This window comes from Methylobrevis albus, from assembly GCF_015904235.1.
Lineage (GTDB): Bacteria > Pseudomonadota > Alphaproteobacteria > Rhizobiales > Pleomorphomonadaceae > Methylobrevis_A > Methylobrevis_A albus.
In genome coordinates this window covers 287,506-305,790 of the sequence record NZ_JADZLT010000049.1, presented here as the reverse complement: position 1 = coordinate 305,790, position 18,285 = coordinate 287,506, and the positions used below count along the sequence as shown (strand labels likewise).

At 69.3% G+C, this 18,285-nt stretch carries 15 protein-coding genes; 5 read left to right on the top strand and 10 right to left on the bottom strand.

Going from position 1 to position 18,285, the window contains the following annotated elements:
- Positions 1 to 10 precede the first annotated feature (10 nt).
- The gene (gene moxJ, locus I5731_RS08590; RefSeq protein ID WP_197310942.1) at positions 11 to 841 is read right to left on the bottom strand and encodes a methanol oxidation system protein MoxJ; all 831 of its coding nucleotides are present in this window, start codon (positions 839 to 841) and stop codon (positions 11 to 13) included.
- 152 nt (positions 842 to 993) lie between these two features.
- The gene (locus tag I5731_RS08585) at positions 994 to 2,886 is read right to left on the bottom strand and encodes a methanol/ethanol family PQQ-dependent dehydrogenase (RefSeq protein ID WP_197310941.1); all 1,893 of its coding nucleotides are present in this window, start codon (positions 2,884 to 2,886) and stop codon (positions 994 to 996) included.
- Positions 2,887 to 3,299: 413 nt separating this feature from the next.
- Between I5731_RS08585 and I5731_RS08580 the strand changes: the two genes are divergently transcribed.
- The 3 genes from I5731_RS08580 to I5731_RS08570 all read left to right on the top strand — a co-directional run bounded on the left by I5731_RS08580 (position 3,300) and on the right by I5731_RS08570 (position 6,118).
- Positions 3,300 to 3,863, top strand: a complete 564-nt coding sequence (locus tag I5731_RS08580) for a hypothetical protein (protein ID WP_197310940.1) — start codon at positions 3,300 to 3,302, stop codon at positions 3,861 to 3,863.
- Between the two features lie 132 nt (positions 3,864 to 3,995).
- Positions 3,996 to 5,477, top strand: coding sequence for a histidine kinase (locus I5731_RS08575; RefSeq protein ID WP_197310939.1), 1,482 nt, complete (start codon positions 3,996 to 3,998; stop codon positions 5,475 to 5,477).
- A complete protein-coding gene (locus tag I5731_RS08570; RefSeq protein ID WP_197310938.1) occupies positions 5,474 to 6,118 on the top strand; it encodes a response regulator transcription factor in 645 nt (214 codons plus the stop codon). The genes I5731_RS08575 and I5731_RS08570 overlap by 4 nt, the downstream gene beginning before the upstream one ends.
- Positions 6,119 to 6,133: 15 nt before the next feature.
- Here I5731_RS08570 and I5731_RS08565 read toward each other — a convergent pair whose 3' ends face one another.
- The 6 genes from I5731_RS08565 to ccrA all read right to left on the bottom strand — a co-directional run bounded on the left by I5731_RS08565 (position 6,134) and on the right by ccrA (position 12,162).
- A complete protein-coding gene (locus I5731_RS08565; protein ID WP_197310937.1) occupies positions 6,134 to 7,039 on the bottom strand; it encodes a TraB/GumN family protein in 906 nt (301 codons plus the stop codon).
- An 89-nt stretch (positions 7,040 to 7,128) separates the two neighbouring features.
- Positions 7,129 to 7,989, bottom strand: a complete 861-nt coding sequence (locus tag I5731_RS08560; RefSeq protein WP_328838440.1) for a metal ABC transporter permease — start codon at positions 7,987 to 7,989, stop codon at positions 7,129 to 7,131.
- Positions 7,986 to 8,861 carry a metal ABC transporter permease gene (locus I5731_RS08555; protein ID WP_210336267.1) on the bottom strand — a complete coding sequence of 292 codons (876 nt, stop codon included), beginning with the start codon at positions 8,859 to 8,861 and terminating at the stop codon, positions 7,986 to 7,988. The genes I5731_RS08560 and I5731_RS08555 overlap by 4 nt, the downstream gene beginning before the upstream one ends.
- Positions 8,858 to 9,688, bottom strand: a complete 831-nt coding sequence (locus I5731_RS08550; protein ID WP_197310936.1) for a metal ABC transporter ATP-binding protein — start codon at positions 9,686 to 9,688, stop codon at positions 8,858 to 8,860. Before I5731_RS08550 ends, I5731_RS08555 begins: the two co-directional genes overlap by 4 nt.
- On the bottom strand, positions 9,675 to 10,598 hold the full coding sequence (locus tag I5731_RS08545) for a metal ABC transporter substrate-binding protein (RefSeq protein WP_197310935.1): 924 nt from the start codon (positions 10,596 to 10,598) through the stop codon (positions 9,675 to 9,677). The genes I5731_RS08550 and I5731_RS08545 overlap by 14 nt, the downstream gene beginning before the upstream one ends.
- 286 nt (positions 10,599 to 10,884) lie before the next feature.
- Entirely contained in the window at positions 10,885 to 12,162 is a 1,278-nt protein-coding gene (ccrA, locus tag I5731_RS08540; protein ID WP_197310934.1) for a crotonyl-CoA carboxylase/reductase, read from the bottom strand.
- 518 nt (positions 12,163 to 12,680) lie between these two features.
- Here ccrA and I5731_RS08535 point away from each other — a divergent pair.
- Complete coding sequence (locus I5731_RS08535; protein ID WP_197310933.1) at positions 12,681 to 14,660, top strand: protein meaA; 1,980 nt, start codon at positions 12,681 to 12,683, stop codon at positions 14,658 to 14,660.
- A 6-nt stretch (positions 14,661 to 14,666) separates the two neighbouring features.
- On the opposite strand, the gene cbiB is transcribed toward I5731_RS08535, so the two are convergent.
- Positions 14,667 to 15,644: an adenosylcobinamide-phosphate synthase CbiB gene (gene cbiB / locus I5731_RS08530; RefSeq protein WP_197311174.1), complete on the bottom strand. Its 978-nt coding sequence runs from the start codon at positions 15,642 to 15,644 to the stop codon at positions 14,667 to 14,669.
- A 463-nt stretch (positions 15,645 to 16,107) separates the two neighbouring features.
- Between cbiB and I5731_RS08525 the strand changes: the two genes are divergently transcribed.
- Positions 16,108 to 16,404, top strand: coding sequence for a hypothetical protein (locus I5731_RS08525; RefSeq protein ID WP_197310932.1), 297 nt, complete (start codon positions 16,108 to 16,110; stop codon positions 16,402 to 16,404).
- Between the two features lie 488 nt (positions 16,405 to 16,892).
- On the opposite strand, the gene I5731_RS08520 is transcribed toward I5731_RS08525, so the two are convergent.
- Positions 16,893 to 18,137, bottom strand: a complete 1,245-nt coding sequence (locus I5731_RS08520; RefSeq protein ID WP_235981641.1) for an NAD(P)/FAD-dependent oxidoreductase — start codon at positions 18,135 to 18,137, stop codon at positions 16,893 to 16,895.
- Positions 18,138 to 18,285: the final 148 nt, after the last annotated feature.

Below are 18,285 nucleotides of genomic sequence, written 5' to 3'. Positions count from 1 at the left end.
GAACGGGGGCTCAGCTGCTGGGAGGCAGCAGCGGGATGCCCTCGTCGGCGAGGATCTGGTCGATGTCGCCGCGGATCTTGCCGAGGGCGGCCTCGATCTCGGCCATCAGCGCGGTGTCGTCCTTGCGGACGCCGATCGCCTGGTCGTACTTCAGCGGAATCACCTGCCCGTCCGACCGGGTGATGTCGTCCTCGATCATCGTCATGCGGACCGGCACGGTCGACGACTTGACGTAGCGGGCGACGTCGGGGGCAAACGCGATCGCGAGGTCGGCCTCGCCGGCCACGACTTCCGAGACGAGGCGCGACGCCTCGACCTGGTTGTAGCTGTTGCGGCTCGACTTGAAGTTGATCAGGCCGTAGAGGTACGCCGCGTTGTCTTCCCATTTGCCGGTGTACTTCAGCATCACTTCGGCCGGTGAGTAGAAGCGGACGGCGAAGCGGCCGTAGTCGGGCTTGGCGAGATCCTGCCAGTTGTGGCCGTCGAAGTTCTCGTCGGCGCGGCTGACGAAGACGTAGCCGGTGCGATAGATCGAGCTCGAGGTCAGCAGGCGCTCGTCACCGGCATCGACGCCGAACACCACGTCGCAGGCCTTCGGATCCAGGAAGTCGCGGACGAGGTAGACGCCGAACTTGTCGGTCCAGACGAACTCGGGCGTGCGGCCCATCGCCTCGGCGAGCTTCACGGCGATCTTGTTCTCGAAGCCGGCGGCGTCGGCGGCGGAATAGGGGGCTTCCTTGGTGGAAGCGCAGATCTTCAGGGTCGCTTCGGCGGCGGCCGGCCCGGTGGCGAGGACGGCGGCGGCCACGAGCGAGCCGGCGGCTATGGCGGACTTCATCATGGATGTTCTCCCTCACGGTGGTCTTGTCGGTTGCGGGCCGGTCCGCCCTGCCCCCATCCGGTCCCTGGCCGGGGTCGAGAGCTGGGCAAAGGGCGCCGGAGGCCCCGCCGCCCGCCGGATCAGGGGCGGTGGGCGGCGGGGCCGGAGCGGGGTCAGCCGTTGGTCGGCTTCCACTCGCCGGTCTCGAGGTCCTCGCTGTAGGGGTTCTTGCCGTCGAGCGAGAACACCATCACGCCGCCACCCATCTGGGTGTACTTCGCGAGTTCCTTGAACGCGCCGACCGCGCCGAGGCCGGCGGTCGGGTCGGTGAGGTCGAACACCAGGCCGACGCCCGGCCAGCCACCCACGCCGTAGTTGATGGCGACGTACTGGGTGCCGTTGTGCTCGTAGGTCATCGGGTGACCGATCACGCCCGAGGGAAGCTTGAACTTCCAGAGCAGGTCGCCGGTGTCGCTGTCGCGCGCCTTGATGAAGCCGTCGAGCGTGCCGTAGAACGTCAGGCCGCCGGCGGTCGCCATCGTGCCGCCCCAGGCGGAGAAGCGCTCCATGACTTCCCACTTGTACTCGCCGGTGATGGCGTTATAGGCCTTCACCTGGCCGAGACCTTCATAGGCCTGGCGATCACCCTTCGGGCCGGGGTACATCCACAGCGTCGCGCCGACGAAGAACTGTCCGGCCCGGTACGGCAGCATGAACGGTTCCCAGTCCATGCAGATGTGGTTGATGCCCATGAAGAAGAGCTGCCGCTCGGGGTCGTAGCTGTCGTGACCCTGGTTGTGGTAGCCCATCGCCGACGGACAGATGTCGCGGCCCTTGTGGTCCATGCGGGTGGCGAACTCGGGGTCGCGGACCGGCAGGCCCGTGTCGAGCTGCACCTGCTTCACCCAGTTGACCGTGTCGTCGAGTTTGTCGGCCGAGATCAGGTCGCCGTTGGTGCGATCGAGCGTGTAGACGATGCCGTTGCGGTCCGGATGGGTCAGCAGCTTGCGCTCCTTGCCGTCCTTGTCCTTCTGCTCCGACAGCATCATCACGTTGACGCCGGCGTAGTCCCACTCGTCGTGCGGCGTCTTCTGGTAGCCGAACTTCGCCTTGCCGGTGTCGGCGTCGCGGCCGAAGATCGTCATCGTCCACTTGTTGTCACCGGGACGCATGGTCTCGTTCCACGGCGCCGGGTTGCCCGAGCCGTAGTAGAAGAGGTTCTCGTCCGGGTCGTAGGCGTACCAGCCCCAGTTGGTGCCGCCGCCGATCTTCCAGGCGTCGCCTTCCCAGGTGTCGAGGCCGAGGTTCTTCTGGCCGTAGTGCGGGTTGTTGATGTTGAAATCGTCCGCGAGGAGGATCTCGTCGTCGGGGCCGGTGGCATAGGCGCGCCACTTCTGCTCGCCGGTGGTGGCGTCGTAGGCGGTGACGTAGCCGCGCACGCCGAGCTCGGCGCCCGAGGAGCCGACCAGCACCAGGTCCTTCACCACATAGGGGGCGATCGTCAGGGTCGAGCCGACCTTGATGTCGGAGTTCTCGACCTTCCAGCGCTCTTCGCCGGTCGCGGCGTCGAGGGCGACGACGTGGCCGTCGAGCTGGGTCTTCAGGATCAGCGGCTGGACGTCGTCGTTGCCCGGCCAGTAGGCGAGGCCGCGGTTGACCACGTCACAGCAGGCGACGGCGCGCGAGGTCGGATCCTGCTTGGGCTTGTGCTGCCACAGGATCTTGCCCGGCTGGTCGAGCGACAGGGCGAAGGTCGTGTTCGGGTACGGCGAGTGGACATACATGACGCCGTTGACGACGAGGGGCGTGCCCTCGTGGCCGTGCAGCAGGCCCGTCGAGAACGACCAGGCCGCGCGGAGATCCTTCACGGTCTCGCGGTTGATCTGGGTCATCTCGCTGTAGTTCTGGGCCTTGTAGGTGCGGCCCGTCATCACCCAGTTTTCATTGCTCTTCGAAAGCTCGACGAGCTTGTCGTTGGCGTTCGCCGGTAGCGCGACGGCGCCGAGGCCGGCAGCCAGCAAGGTCGCGACGGCGGTTTTCGACACCGTAGACTTGAACCGATCCATGGGATCCCCCCGGTTGGTTTTGGTTCCTGGGAACACGTTGGTTCCGCAGAGACGGCTTTGCGATCGATCTTCTTTCGCGAAACCAAGAAAGACCGCTGCGTCGGCAGCTTGTCGTTCCGGCATTCTGGATCGCACGCGACCGCTGCCATGTCTTGAGCAGTTTTCCCGCACCGGTTCGGGAAGTTGTTCCCGTATTTGAACCGATTGAACCGGGGACTCGCAGCAAACAGCAAGGATTTCGGCACTTTGCCGCGCTGCAGCAGGCAATATTACATTTCTTTAACAGGAATATCGGGTTAGGCAGTCCTAGTGTCGATCATCCGATGCTTCGATGACCGTGCACCGGCTCGCCGCGCTGCGCACCGCCGCGGTCGCGCCGCCGCCCGCCGTCGTCGGCTTCCCGGAGCGAGTCCATGTCCATGCCGTCGCCGACACCCCTTCGCCGCCAGAATTTCCCGTGTGTCGCCATGGCCTTGGCGGCGCTGACCACGCTCACCGCCTGCGAGGATGCGCCGCTCGAGACGACCCCGCCGGCGGCCGCTGCGGCCAGCTCGAGCGACGAAGACGATCTCGGGGCCGGCCACTGGCTGACCCCCGACGACCCGCGCTCACCCGGCGTCTGGCTCGCCGACCGCACCGCCCCGCCCGGCTCCGCGCCAGGCAGCGGACAAAACGCCGCACGTGTCGCGGCGGTCGACGCCGCCCTCGACCGCGGGGCCGCGCTCTTCGTCGAGACCCGCCGCATGCTCGCCAACCGCACGGCGCAACTCGTCGACGTCAACACCGAGCGCGGCGGCACGATCTCGCCCGAGCAACTGCTCGCCGACCTCGCCATCCCCGATCCCGACGGCCGCAAGCACTGGTTCGGCGTGATCGCGCAGGCCTACATCGAGCTGCGCCGCAGCGGCGCCGACCACGCGTCGGCCGTCGCGGCGCTGCGACGCGAATTCACCGCCCGGACGGCGCGCGCGCCCTGACGCGGCGGTCGGCGCGAGCCGCCCCCCGGACACGGCCCCAAGGACACGGCCCCAGAACAAGGCGACGGGTCGACGACCCCCGACGACAACCCGACGACCCCCGACGATCCACGCGAGGAGACGGACGAGACCATGGCGATCAGCGGACTGGACGACGCCGACCGGCACGAGGCCCGGCCGGCTCCCGCGCTCAGGCGAGGCATGACGTTCAAGCGGCAGGTGACGATCGCCCTCGTCGCCTTCGGCGTCGCCGTCTGGGCGTTGGTCGCGATCGGCCTCGTGCTCAACGCCCGCATCGCCGTGCGCGAGGAGATCGAATCCTCGTTCGACATCGCGGCGCTGTTCCTCGAGACGCGCAGCCGCGACGCGGTCGGCGCGCCCGACATCGCGGCGGCCGCCGAGGCGCTGGGTCTTTCCGGCATGTCGACCCGCCATGTGCGCAAGACGCTGTACGACCCGAGCGGCGCCGTCTTCACCGCTCCCGACGGCACGGCGGATGCGGGCGAGGACGATGAGGCGGCACCGCCGACGTGGTTCCAGCGCCTGCTCGACGGCGAGCACCTGCGCAGCGAGTATCCCATCACGCTCGCCGACGGCCGCATCGCGACGCTGGTGCTGGTGAGCGACAGCGAGGACGAGATCGCCGAGGTCTGGGCCGACTTCCGCTTCATCCTGCCGGTCACCGTCGCCTATTCGGTGGTGTTGCTCGGCGCCGCGATCCTCGTGCTGAACCACGTCTTCGGCCGCCTGCGCGCCGTCGCCGACGGCATGCAGCGGCTCGGCGACGGCGGCCTCGACGCCCGCCTCTCCGATCTGCACATTCCCGAACTCGCCTTCATCGTCGAGCGCTTCAACGACCTCGCCGAGCGCCTCGGCGAGCGCGACGCCGAGAACCGCCATCTCAACCGCCGCCTGCTGGTCATCCAGGACGAGGAGCGCCGCCGCATCGCCTACGACCTGCACGACGAGCTCGGCCCCTATCTCTTCGGCGTCCGCGCCACCACCGAAAGCCTCGGCCGCGCCATCGCGGCGCTGGAGACGGCGCATATCCGGCACCTGCGCGAGGGGCTCGATTCGCTCGCCGACCTCACCCAGTCGATCCAGAGCCGCACCCGCAAGCTGGTGTCGGCGCTCCGGCCGATGTCGCTCGGCGAGGTGCCGCTCGCCGAACTGGTCTCGGATTTCGTCGACACCGTCGGCCGCTTCGCCCCCGAGGCCGAGATCAGGCTCGACGCCCGCATCGGCGACGCCTCGTTCGGCGAGGCGGTGGACCTCACCGTGTTCCGCTTCGTGCAGGAGAGCCTGATGAACGCCCTGCGCCACGGCGGCGCGCGCCAGATCGAGATCCGCCTCGCCGAGGGCCCCGCCGAGAACGGCCGCGCCCGGCTCGTCGCCCGGATCACCGACGACGGCGCCGGCCCGCCGGGCGACGTGCCGGCGCGGCCGGGCTACGGCCTCACCGGCCTTGCCGAACGGGTGCTGGCGCTCGCCGGCGAATGGTCGCCGCCGCGCAGTACGCCGGCCGGCACGGTGACCGAGATCGTGCTGCCGATCGAGCACCGCGCCCCGGTCCGCGCCGCGCTCTCCGACGGCGAGCCGGAGGAGACGGCATGACCCGGGTTCTCCTGATCGACGACCATCCGATCGTGCTGCAGGGCTGCCGGCGCATCCTCGAGGCGCACGGCGCCAGCGAGGTGCACACCGCCTCCCGCCTGCTGCAGGCGTTCCAGATCTACCGCCGCACCCGGCCGGACGTCGTCGTCGTCGACCTCTCGATCGCCCGCAAGACCCTCGCCGGCATCGGCTTCATCCGCCGGCTGCGTGCCATCGACCGCAACGTGCCGATCCTCGTCTTCAGCATGCATGCCGACCCGGTGATCGTGCGCAAGTCGCTCGCGGCCGGGGCGACCGGCTATGTGCACAAGGACGCCGATCCCGCCGAGATCGGCCATGCCTTCGAGAAGGTGGCCGCCGGCCAGCCGTTCATCGCCGGCGACCTCGCCACCGAGGTGGCGCTGCACGCGAGCGCCGCCCGCCGGTTGGATACGGGCGAGTTCACCCGCCGCGAGCAGGAGATCCTCGCCCTGCTCGCCGAGGGGCGCAGCTATGGCGAGATCGCCGACGAACTCGGCGTCAGCTACAAGACGGTGGCGAACGTCTGCTCGATCCTGAAGTCGAAGCTCGAGGCCGAGACCCTGCCCGACCTCGTCTTCAAGGCGGTGCAGCGCTTCTCGCCGCCGCGGCAGCGGCGCTAGGCGCGCCGCGCGGGCTCAGCGGTCGACCCGCTCGACGCTGAGCCCGCGCGCCAGCAGCGCGTTCTGGATCCGGTCGGGACCGACGAGGTGCAGCGCGCCGATGGCGACGAAATGCGTGCCGCGGCCGAGCATCAGCCCCTCGATCCGCGCGGCGAAGCCCGCGTTGCGCTCTGTGATGAAGCGGTCGTAGATCCCCTCGCCCGCCGCCCGCATCTCGTCCAGCCCGATCGCCTCCAGCGCCGCCTCGTCGCCGGCGAGCCAGGCCGCGACGAGGCGCTCGTGCTGCGGCTGCCGTCCGGCGAGGTCGTCGACGGTGCTCAGCAGCAGCGCCCGTTCCTCGGCCGGATCGAGCCCGGCATAGAGCGCGAGCGGCCGGTCGGCCGGGTCGAAGCCCGCGACCTCGAGCCCGAGCGACGCGGCATCGCGCAGCAGCCGCCCGTCCGCCCCGCCCTGGTCGAAGCCGCCGCGGTTGAGGGACGCCGACACCAGCGTCATCGCCGCGAGCCAGGGGCGCAGTTCGTCAAGGTCGGCGAGATCGACGCCGAGCCCGTCGGCAACGGCCGCTAGCCGGGCGTAGTCGGCGGGGGCGAAGCGGCTCGACAGCGGCTCGCCCGGGCTGCGGCCGAGCCGGGCGAGCGACGCGGCCGGATCCTCGGTGGGAATTTCGGTTTCGAGCCAGAACGACTGGCTTTCGGCCATCGCGGCGGTGAGTTCGGCGGCCGGCCGCCAGTTGCGCTCGCCGCGCTGCAGGGCATGCACGGTGCCGAACAGCCAGACGGTGGAGTCGCCGTCGCTGACCCGCCAGAGCGGCGGCGACGCCGACGCCGGGGCCGCAGCGAGGCCGACGGCCACAGCGAGGGCGATCCCGCATCCCGCGCGCACCGCGCGGGCAAGGCCGTTCTTCAAGGCACCGACCGGCATGGCAAGGATCCCTCGGCAGCAGCAGGGACGCCGAGCCTGCCTTCGAATGCGGCCGAGGTCAAACGCTTGGCGGCCGCCTCGGCGCGCGCTCAGCTGCCGGCACGCGCCACCGCGCGGTGGCGCGCGAGCAGCCCGCGGCGCGGCGCGAACAGGAAGGCGAGCACGAACAGCGTCGCCTGCACCAGCACGATGGTCGCCCCGGTGGCGCCGTCGGCCCAGAAGCTCGCCAGCGTGCCGAGCGCGGTGGCGAACGCAGCGGAGCTTGCTGCCGCGATCAGCATGCGGTCGAAGCGATCGGCGAGCAGGCGGCCGATGCAACCCGGCGTCACCAGCATCGCCATGACGAGCGCGATGCCGACCGCCTGCATCGCGACCACCACCGTGAACGCGGTGAGCGCCAGCAGCAGCAGTTCGAGCCGCACCGGGGAGAGGCCGATCACCCGCGCCTGCGCCGGATCGAAGGCGGCGAGCACCAGGTCCTTGCGCCAGGCGAGCACGATGGCGAGCGTCGGCACGCCGACGGCGAGCACTTGCAGGATCGCCGCCGTCTCGATGCCGAGCAGGTTGCCGAACAGGACGTGCATGAAGTGGATCTCGCTCGGCGTCGCGACCATCAGGATCAGCCCGACGGCGAGAAAGCCGGTGAAGGAGATGCCGAGCAGGGCGTCCGGCTTCACCCGCGTGCGCCCGTTGGCGGCGCCGGCGAGCCAGACGCAGGCGAGCCCGCTCGCCGCGGCGCCGAGCACCAGCGGCAGGCCGGCGACATAGGCGACGACGATGCCCGGCAGCACCGCATGCGACAGCGCATCGCCGACCAGCGCCCAGCCCTTCAGCACGATGAAGCACGACAGCACGGCGCAGAGCACCGAGATGAAGACGCCGACACCCATCGCCCGCCACATGAAGTCGTAGGCGAGCGGCTCGGCGATGGTGGCGAGGAAGCCGGTCACGGCGCGGCCTCCGCGGCGGCAGCGGCCCGCCGGCGGCCGGCCAGCACGCCGCGGCGCGGCGCGAACAGGAAGGCGACGAAGAAGATCGCCGTCTGCAGCGCGACGATCAGGCCGCCGGTCGACCCGTCGAGGAAGAAGCTCGCATAGGCGCCGAGCGCCGCGGCGAGTGCGCCGAGCGCCGGCGCGATCACCAGCATGCGGCCGAAGCGGTCGGTGAGCAGCAGCGCGGTCGCCCCCGGCGTGATCAGCATGGCGACGACGAGCAGCGCCCCCACCGCCTGCAGCGCCGCGACGGCGGCGAGCGACAACAGGCCGAGCAGCACGCCGTGCAGCAACCGCGTGTCGAGGCCGATCGAGCGGGCGTGGCCGGCGTCGAAGCAGAACAGCAAGAGGTCCTTCCACTTCAGCGCGACGATGCCGACCGCCAGCGCGCCGACCGCCGCCACCTGCCAGAGATCGGCGTCGGCGACGCCGAGCAGATTGCCGAACAGGATGGTGGTGAGGCGGAGGTTGCTCGGAAACACCGAGATCAGGAACAGCCCGAGCGCGAACATCGCGGTGAACACGACGCCGATCACCGCGTCGTTCTTCAGGAGCGAATTGCGCTCGACGAAGCCGATCGCGCCGACCGCGAAGACACCCGCGACCACCGCGCCGGCGACGAACGGCAGCCCGAAGATCGCCGCGATCGCAACGCCCGGCACCACCGCATGCGACAGCGCGTCGCCGAGCAGCGACCAGCCCTTGAGCGTGACGAAGCAGGAGAGCAGGCCGCACAGCGCGCCGACGGCGGCGCCGCCGGCGATCGCCTTGATCATGAAGCCGTAGCCGAACGGCTCGGCGAGCAGCGCGGCGATCTCCGCGGTCGTCATCCGGCCGCTCCCAGCGCGAGACCGCGGGCGGCCGCGGCATCGGGCCCGGCCGGCAGGCCGTGGCCGGGCAGGAAACGGTGCAGCGTGCCGCCGAAGGCGCGGGAAAGATTGGCTTCCGTGAAGGTGGTCGCGACCGGGCCGAAGGCGACGAGGCGGCGGTTGACCATCGCGACGCTGTCGCAGAAGGCCGGCACGGTGGCAAGGTCGTGCGTCGAGACGAGCACGATGGCGCCGCCGGCGCGCAGATCGCGCAGGATGGCAATGATCGCCTCCTCGGTGCGCACGTCGACGCCGGTGAACGGCTCGTCGAGCAAGAGGATCGACGCCTGCTGCGCCAGCGCCCGGGCGAGGAACACGCGCTTGCGCTGGCCGCCGGAGAGTTCGCCGATCTGCCGGTCGGCGAAATCCGCCATGCCGACGCGGGCGAGGCTCTCGGCGACGAGGCGGCGGTCGGTGCCGCCGGGCATGCGCAGGAAGCCCATCCGCCCCTGCCGGCCCATCATCACGACGTCGGCGACCGAAACCGGGAAGGTCCAGTCGACCTCTTCGGCCTGGGGCACGTAGGCGACGATGTTTTCCTTCTGCGCGGCCGAGACCGGCCGTCCGCCGATGCTCACCTTGCCGCGCGTCGGCTCGACGAAGCCCATGATGGTCTTGAACAGCGTCGACTTGCCGGCGCCGTTCATGCCGACGAGGCCGCAGATCGACGGCCGGTCGAGCGTCAGGCTGACGCCTTCGAGCGCGACGGTGCCCGAGCGATAGGCGACGGTGACGTCGTCGACGCGGACGACGGGCGCAGGCCCGCTTTTGGGGTCAGTTGACGACATCGAAGCCTCGCGTCAGCGTTTCGGCGTTGAGCGCCATCATGTCGAGATAGGTCGGCGCCGGGCCGTCCGCCGGGGTCAGGCTGTCGACATAGAGCGTGCCGCCGTAGCGGGCGCCGGTCTCGGAGGCCACCTGCTGCATCGGCCGGTCGTTGACCGTGCTCTCGCAGAACACCACCGGCACCGACGCATCGCGCACCGTGTCGATAACCCGGCGAATCTGCTGCGGCGAGCCCTGCTCGTCGGCGTTGATCGCCCAGAGATAGCTCTCGGTCAGGCCGTAGTCGCGGGCGAGGTACGAGAAGGCGCCCTCGCAGGTGACGAGCACGCGCTGGTCGGCCGGCAGGCCGGCGAGCTTGTCGCGGATCGGCGCATCGATCGCCGCGAGCTTTTCGAGATAGGCGGCCGCATTGGCGGCGTAGGCATCGGCATTGGCGGGGTCGAGCTCGGCGAGCGCCTTGCGGATGTTCTCGACGTAGATCGCGGCATTGGCCGGCGACATCCAGGCATGCGGATTCGGCTTGCCCTCGTAGGCGCCTTCGGAAATCGCGATCGGCGCGACGCCGTCGGAGACGACGACGCTCGGCACGTCGACGCCAGCGAAGAAGCGCTCGAACCAGCGCTCGAGGCCGAGCCCGTTCCAGAGCACGAGGTCGCCGGAGCGGGCGCGGACCACGTCGAGCGGCGTCGGCTCATAGTCGTGGATCTCGGCGCCCGGCTTGGTGATCGATTCCACCAGCGCCTTGTCGCCCGCGACGTTCTGGGCGATGTCGGCGAGGATCGTGAAGGTGGTGACGATCCGCTTCGGCTCGTCGGCGCGCACCGGATTGGCGGCGAGGCCGACCAGGGCGATGAGGCCGGTGGCCGCGGCGAGGACGACGCGCCCGGCGCGCCCGTCCCGGCTCGTCGTCATTCCGGATTTGATTCCGCGCGGCAAATTCATGCTCCTCGTCCGTGGTCATCCGCCGGTGCCACCGGAACCTGCCCAGGGATGGGACGGTGCCTGCACCGGCTTTTTGCAAATGAGTTGCAACTGCAGAATAGGGTGCCGAGGTAGGAATGCAAGTGCGAATGATTTGCAATCTAAACTCGGCGAGCACCGTTTCGTTCCCGCGGTGCAGCAGACCCAGACGCAAAAAGGGGCGGCGCCGGCAGCGCCACCCCCTCATTGATGAAATCCCGACCAGAGACGACGGCGGTCAGCGGCCGGCCGCGATCACGTCTTCCAGCGTCCGGAGCCCCGTCACCGGCGAGCTCACCAGAACGGCCATGTTGCCGGGCGCGTGCTGGTTCTTCCACATCTTCATGTGCGCCGCCGGCACCTGGTCCCAGGCGAACACCTCGGACATGCAGGGGTCGACGCGGCGGTCGAGCACGAAGCGGTTCGCCTCGGACGCCTGCTTCAGGTGGGCGAAGTGCGAGCCCTGGATGCGCTTCTGGTGCATCCAGACGTAGCGCGCGTCGAAGGTGATGTTGAAGCCGGAGGTGCCGGCGCAGAACACCACCATGCCGCCGCGCTTCACGACGAAGCACGACACCGGGAACGTCGCCTCGCCGGGGTGCTCGAACACCGTGTCGACGTTGTTGCCCTTGCCGGTGATGTCCCAGATCGCCTTGCCGAACTTGCGCGCTTCGCTGAACCAGGTGTCGTACTCCGGCGAGCCGACCTTCGGCAGCTGGCCCCAGCAGGCGAAGTCCTTGCGGTTGATCACGCCCTTGGCGCCGAGGCTCATGACGTAGTCGCGCTTCGACTCGTCCGAGATCACGCCGATCGCGTTGGCGCCCGCCGCGGCGCAGATCTGCACCGCGAACACGCCGAGGCCGCCCGACGCGCCCCAGACCAGCACGTTCTGGCCCGGCTTCAGCGTATGCGGCGCGTGGCCGTAGAGCATGCGGTAGGCGGTGGCGAGGGTGAGCGTGTAGGAGGCGCTCTCCTCCCAGGTGAGGTGCTTCGGCCGCGCCAGCAGCTGCCGGCTCTGCACCCTCGCGAACTGCGCGAACGAGCCGTCGCCGGTCTCGTAGCCCCAGATCCGCTGCGAGGGCGACAGCATCGGGTCGCCGCCGTTGCATTCCTCGTCGTCGCCGGCGTCCTGGTTGCAGTGCACCACGACCTCGTCGCCGACCTTCCAGCGCGTCACCTTCGAGCCGACCGCCCAGACGATGCCCGAGGCGTCGGAACCGGCGATGTGGTAGGGCTGCTTGTGGCTGTCGAACGGCGAGATCGGCTGGCCGAGCGAGGCCCAGACGCCGTTGTAGTTGACGCCGGCCGCCATCACGAGCACCAGCACCTCGTCGCTCTCCAGCGTCCAGGTCGGCAGCACTTCGAGCTGCATCGCGGTGTCCGGCGGCCCGTGGCGCTCGCGGCGGATCGCCCACGCCCACATCTTCGCCGGCACATGGCCGAGCGGCGGGATTTCGCCGACGTCGTAGAGGTCCTTGAGCTCAGGCTCGGCCCGGCTGCTGGCGACGGCTTGCATGATGGTGGCTCCCTTGTCCTTGCCTCGGTCGAACCGCCCGCGGGGCGCCCGTTCTCTCCGGAGGGCGCCTTCAGCCGGGTGGCGGCATGGTGATCACCGCGTGCGGTGCAGGCCGCGGCACGCGAGGCGCGCCACTTTTGCACTGCGGCATCGGCTGGAGGCACCATGCGCTGAAGCCGTGCGCCTGCGGGATAGGGCAACACGTCGCATCGGCGCATCGGCGGCGCCGATGGCCGCCCCGGGCCAGGCCGCAGGTGCGTCCAATTGTTCCGCCCGGCCGGCGGAATCGCGCACCGAACGCACCTGCCCGGGCATGAAAACCAATTCTGTTCAATGACTTGATGCGGTGCGGCCGTATTGTGCCCGGGCCGTGCCGGCGGCCCATGCCGCCAAGGGAGGGCTTCCCCGTCCGCGAAGCATCATCCTATAGCATCAGCATGTGGCGCGCCCGCCGTCCTGCGGGCTGCGAGCGGTCGGCCTTGCCCCGGTCTCGGGCAGGCCGCGGCGGAGGCGACAAGATGAGCGTGAAACGCGACCAGCCCTGGATCATCCGCACCTATGCCGGCCATTCGACGGCCGCGGCCTCGAACGCGCTCTACCGCTCCAACCTCGCCAAGGGCCAGACCGGCCTCTCCGTCGCCTTCGACCTGCCGACCCAGACCGGCTACGACCCCGACGACGCGCTGTCGCGCGGCGAGGTCGGCAAGGTCGGCGTGCCAGTCGCCCATCTCGGCGACATGCGCCGCCTGTTCGCCGACATCCCGCTCGAGCGGATGAACACCTCGATGACGATCAACGCGACCGCGGCCTGGCTGCTGTCGCTCTATGTCGCGGCCGGCGACGAGCAGGGCGCCGACCGGGCGAAGCTGAACGGCACGACGCAGAACGACATCATCAAGGAGTATCTGTCGCGCGGCACCTATGTGTTCCCGCCCGCGCCCTCGATGCGGCTCACCACCGACATGATCGCCTGGACCTACCAGCACATGCCGAAGTGGAACCCGATGAACGTCTGCTCCTACCACCTGCAGGAGGCCGGGGCGACGCCGGTGCAGGAGCTCGCCTATGCCCTCGCCACCGCCGTCTGTGTGCTCGACGGCATGAAGGCCTCCGGCGCGATCCCCGCCGCCGAGTTCCCGGCGGCGGTCGGCCGCATCTCCTTCTTCGTCAACGCCGGCATGCGCTTCATCACCGAGATCGCCAAGATGCGCGCCTTCACCGCGCTCTGGGACGAGATCCTCGAAAGCCGCTACGGCATCGAGGACCCGAAGATGCGCCGCTTCCGCTACGGCGTGCAGGTCAACTCGCTCGGTCTCACCGAGCCGCAGCCGGAAAACAACGTCAGCCGCATCCTGATCGAGATGCTGGCCGTGGTGTTGTCGAAGAACGCCCGCGCCCGCGCCGTGCAGCTGCCGGCCTGGAACGAGGCGCTCGGCCTGCCGCGGCCGTGGGACCAACAGTGGTCGCTGCGCATGCAGCAGATCATGGCCTTCGAGACCGACCTGCTCGAACACGAGGACATCTTCGACGGCAGCCGCGTCATGGACGCCAAGGTCGAGGGGCTGAAGGCCGAGGCGCGCGAGGAACTCGCCCGCATCGACGCAATGGGCGGGGCGATCGCCGCCGTCGAGAGCGGCTACATGAAGCGCGCCCTCGTCGAGAGCAACACGCGCCGCCTCTCCGGCATCGAGGCCGGCGAGCAGACCGTCGTCGGCGTCAACAAGTTCACCGAGACCGAACCCTCGCCGCTCGCCGCCGGCGCGGACGGCGGCATCCTCACCGTGCCCGAGCACGTCGAGCCCGAGGCGATCGAGGCGCTGAAAGCCTGGCGCGACCAGCGCGACGCGAAGGCCGTCGCTGCCGCGCTCGCCGACCTGCGCGCCGCCGCGAGCGAAGGCCGCAACATCATGGAGCCGTCGATCGCCGCGGCGAAGGCCGGCGTCACCACCGGCGAATGGGGCCGCACCCTGCGCGACGTCTTCGGCGAATACCGCGCCCCGACCGGCGTCGGCGCCGCGGCGAGCGCCGGCATCGGCGAGATCGAGGCGGTCCGCGCCGCCGTGGACGCGGTTTCGGAAAGGCTCGGGCGGCGGATCAAGTTCCTCGTCGGCAAGCCCGGCCTCGACGGCCACTCAAACGGCGCCGAGCAGATCGCCGTGCGCGCCCGCGACTGCGGCATGGAGGTGGTCTACGAGGGCATCCGCCTGACCCCGGCCGAGATCGTCAACGCCGCGCTGGAAGAGAGCGTCCACATCATCGGCCTGTCGATCCTGTCGGGCAGCCATGTGCCGCTGGTGCGCGACGTGATCGCCCGCATGCGCGCGAGCGGCCTCGACGACGTGCCGCTCGTCGTCGGCGGCATCATCCCGCCCGACGACGCCGCAACCCTGAAGGCCCTCGGCGTCGCCGCGGTCTATACGCCGAAGGATTTCCAGCTCACCGACATCATGGCCGACGTGGTGCGGATCGTGGATCAGGGGACGGCGGTCGCGGCCTGACGTCACTCAGGCCGCGAGCGCCAGCCCGGCGACCGCGGCGAGCCCCAGTGTTTCGATCACCAGCGCGCGCCGGTAGAGCCTGAGCGCCCGGTCGATGTCGGCCGGCCCGGCGTCGCGCCGGCCGTCGCCCATGGTGGCGTCCTCGACGCGGACGTCGCCGTAGACCTTGGGGCCGTTGAGCGCGAGGCCGAGGGCCCCGGCCATCGCCGCTTCCGGCCAGCCGGCGTTCGGCGAGCGGTGCCGGCCCGCGTCGCGGCGCACCGCGCGGATCGCGCCCGCGGCATTCATCCCCGGCAGCGTCGCGGCGGCGAGAACGAGGACCAGCGCGGCGAGGCGCGAGGCGGGAAGGTTGACGAGATCGTCGAGCCGCGCGGCGGCCCAGCCGAAGGCCTCATGCCGCGGCGTGCGGTGGCCGATCATGCTGTCGGCGGTGTTGACCGCCTTGTAGAACACCCCGCCCGGCAGGCCGAAGGCCGCGGTCCAGGCGAGCGGCGCGACGACGCCGTCGGAGTAGTTCTCCGCGAGGCTTTCGATCGCCGCGCGTGCCACCCCGGCTTCATCCAGAAGGGCCGGATTGCGCCCGACGATCCGCCCGACCGCCAACCGGCCGGGCTCGAGGCCGTCGCGCAATCCATCCGCCACCGCCGCGACATGCTCATGCAGGCTGCGCTGCGCCGGCAGGCTCGCCGCGAGCACCGCGAGCAGCGCAAAGCCGAGCCAGCCGAACGGCAGCAGCAGCGCCTGCACCCCGGCGGCGACCAGCACCGGCACCCCGGCGAGCACCCCAAGCGCCACGACCCCGCCGACCCGGCGCCGGCGCGGCGTCGCCGTGTCCCGGTTGAGCGCCCGGTCGAGCGCCGCGATCAGCGCCCCGATCCACGTCACCGGATGCCCGATCGCCCGGAACACCGCCGCCGGATAGCCGGCCCCGGCCTCGATGAGGGCGGCGACCAGCGCGAGCAGGGGGAAGAGGGCGAGTTCCATCGAGAGACCGATCCGGGCTGGCGGGGTGGCGAGGGTGGGAGGTCTGAAGAACAGGAAGCCGAACGGCGACGAGGAGCTGCTTTTCACGCCGATAAGACGGATCATTCCTTCTTCGTGGGAAATGGAAGCATTTGGGTTAATAATGCACCGTGTGGGTCAAGTTTGCCGAAACTGGAGAGTATGCACAAAGATTCTACATGGAAAACGGGGCAGAATACTACAGACTTGAGCATTGGTAAGCAATTAAAACCGACGAGATAGTCAAATCATTAGTACCGGGCGCGAAAGAACCACTAAAAGTTACGCCAGATGGTGAAATTTGGGATGGCAATACGAAGACTAAGGCCTGCGAGAGCTAGGGTATGACGTAGATGCGCTGCCTCAAGTGGAAATTAAAAGGGATAAATCTGAAACGAGCTATCCCGGAGAGTATGATGATGAAATGTAGGGGGATTTTATTAAAATGAAGGATATTCAACTTATCATTGAAAATATGAGTAATGAAAAAATAATAGATTTAGTTTTAAATTTATCTTTCAAACTAACAGTTGTGAGTAGAACCGCTTATCCAAGTGGCCATGTTAGCGACGAAAAATTGATGATGGCAATTAACGAAATACAGCACAGACTGACAGGTTCTGCATTGCATCTACGAAAGGGCGAGGCGAGGCAGGATTATCTAAAAGAATATCTTGTGATTGCATTCTCTGAGATTAGGTATGCTGAAATGTTGAGGGAACTAGTCATCAGCATGAGTTAATTTTCTGCTAAGCTATAGCGGTTTTTGCCAAACGAGACTGCTCAAACAAATCGCTCGTGTCGGCGCGTTCGTTCCTCCCCAATGGGATCGCCAACGCTTTCCAAGCCAGCTATACGACGCCACGCAAGCGGATCGATGTGGCTTACCGCGACATCTTGCTAACGCGTCTTGGCTTGCTCGATAACATCATCGACGAAGCTGCGCCGCCCGGACGCGACCCTCGGCAGCACATCACTTCGACCTTCGATCCGTCATCGCCGGGCTTGACTCACGGCTGTCGGGTTCGCAGTCGGAGCGGGGTCGTGCGCCCGGCCTCGTCCTTCGAGACGGCCCTCTCGGGCCTCCTCAGGATGAGGCCTGAGGGGTTTTCTGTTTTCTCTTCAGACCGTTATCCTTTTCCCTCATCCTGAGGAAGGCGCGCAGCGCCTGTCTCGAAGGGCAACGGAAAAGCCGAGGCGCCGGCAGATGGAACGCTGTGTCCTACCCCCTCACCCGTGCCGCCGCCCGCCCGCGGCGGCGCGGAGGTCGAAGGCGGGGTCGGCGGCGGTTGCCGGGTCGAGCTCCGTGCCCGCGGCGAGCAGCCGGCGCACCGCCATGTGGTCGCCCGGCCGGTTGATCGTCTCCGCGCCGAGGAACCGCCCACCCGCAAAGCACAGCATGGTCGCCCCCGCGGCATCGATGCGCGGCAGCACGAGGTCGGCGCCGGCGGTGAGCCCCGCGATCTGGATCTTCAGCGGCCCCTGGTCGCTCCAGAACCACGGCACCGCCGCATAGGGCCCGGCGCGCCCGGCGAAGCGCGCGGCGAGATGGCGTGCCTGGTCGACGGCGTTCTGCACGGACTCGAGGCGGATGCGCTGGCCGGTCCGCGCGTCGGGAAACGACGCGCAGTCGCCGATCGCCGCGATGGCCGGATCGGACGTGCCGAGTTCCGCATCGACGGCGATGCCGTTGTCGACGACGAGGCCGGCGCCGACGGCGAGCTCGGTGTTCGGCACCGCGCCGATGCCGACGATGACGAGGTCGGCCGGCACGAGATCCCCCGCCGCGAGCCGCACGCCGGCGACCCGGCCGTCTCGCCCTTCGAGCCCGGCGACGGCCGCGCCCGCCTCGACGACGACGCCCGCGGCGGCGAGCCGGGCGGTCACCTCGGCCGACATCGCCGGCGAGGCGGCCCGCGCCAGCGCTCGCGGCGCCGCTTCCAGCACCCGGACCGGCGCTGCGCCGGCACCGCGCGCGGCGGCGACCAGCGCCGCCACCTCAAGGCCGATGAAACCGCCGCCGATCACCACGACGTCGCGCGCCGCGGGCAACACCTGCTGCAGCACCACCGCATCGGCGAGCGTGCGCACGGACAGCACGCCGGCGAGATCGGCGCCCGGCAGCATCAAGCGGCGGTTGCGCACCCCGGTGGCGAGCACCAGCCGGTCATAGGCGATCCGCTCGCCGCCGGCGGTCTCGAGCCGCGCGTCGGCGCGGTCGATCGCCTCGACGCGCACGCCGCCGCGCCACTCGATGCCGCCGGCGACGAGCGCCTCGGGCGGGCGCAGCAGCAGGCCGGCGGCATCGACCTTGTCGGCGAGAAACGCTTTCGACAGCGGCGGGCGCTGATAGGGGGCGGAGGGCTCGTCTCCGAGCAGCAAGATCGGGCCGGTCTCGCCGGCCTCGCGCAGGCTCAGCGCCAGCTGCAGGCCCGCCTGTCCGGCTCCGACGACGACAGTACGCAGCGAACTCATCCGGGCTCCGTCCATTCGGCTTTGCGGCATCGATAGGGGGCGACGCCCGTTGCTGCAAGCCTGCCGGCGACGAGACCTTTCGTGCGGAGGCTTTTGCTTGCCCGGTCGCCGGTGCAAGGCTAGAACAGAGCCGCTGATCCAGTCATTT

Bases quoted from the DNA above. Each gene is read 5' to 3' on its own strand.
- moxJ (WP_197310942.1), bottom strand. From the start codon at position 841: ATGATGAAGTCCGCCATAGCCGCCGGCTCGCTCGTGGCCGCCGCCGTC.
- I5731_RS08585 (WP_197310941.1), bottom strand. From the start codon at position 2,886: ATGGATCGGTTCAAGTCTACGGTGTCGAAAACCGCCGTCGCGACCTTG.
- I5731_RS08580 (WP_197310940.1), top strand. From the start codon at position 3,300: ATGTCCATGCCGTCGCCGACACCCCTTCGCCGCCAGAATTTCCCGTGT.
- I5731_RS08575 (WP_197310939.1), top strand. From the start codon at position 3,996: ATGGCGATCAGCGGACTGGACGACGCCGACCGGCACGAGGCCCGGCCG.
- I5731_RS08570 (WP_197310938.1), top strand. From the start codon at position 5,474: ATGACCCGGGTTCTCCTGATCGACGACCATCCGATCGTGCTGCAGGGC.
- I5731_RS08565 (WP_197310937.1), bottom strand. From the start codon at position 7,039: ATGCCGGTCGGTGCCTTGAAGAACGGCCTTGCCCGCGCGGTGCGCGCG.
- I5731_RS08555 (WP_210336267.1), bottom strand. From the start codon at position 8,861: ATGACGACCGCGGAGATCGCCGCGCTGCTCGCCGAGCCGTTCGGCTAC.
- I5731_RS08550 (WP_197310936.1), bottom strand. From the start codon at position 9,688: ATGTCGTCAACTGACCCCAAAAGCGGGCCTGCGCCCGTCGTCCGCGTC.
- I5731_RS08545 (WP_197310935.1), bottom strand. From the start codon at position 10,598: ATGACGACGAGCCGGGACGGGCGCGCCGGGCGCGTCGTCCTCGCCGCG.
- ccrA (WP_197310934.1), bottom strand. From the start codon at position 12,162: ATGCAAGCCGTCGCCAGCAGCCGGGCCGAGCCTGAGCTCAAGGACCTC.
- I5731_RS08535 (WP_197310933.1), top strand. From the start codon at position 12,681: ATGAGCGTGAAACGCGACCAGCCCTGGATCATCCGCACCTATGCCGGC.
- cbiB (WP_197311174.1), bottom strand. From the start codon at position 15,644: ATGGAACTCGCCCTCTTCCCCCTGCTCGCGCTGGTCGCCGCCCTCATC.
- I5731_RS08525 (WP_197310932.1), top strand. From the start codon at position 16,108: ATGAAGGATATTCAACTTATCATTGAAAATATGAGTAATGAAAAAATA.
- I5731_RS08520 (WP_235981641.1), bottom strand. From the start codon at position 18,137: ATGAGTTCGCTGCGTACTGTCGTCGTCGGAGCCGGACAGGCGGGCCTG.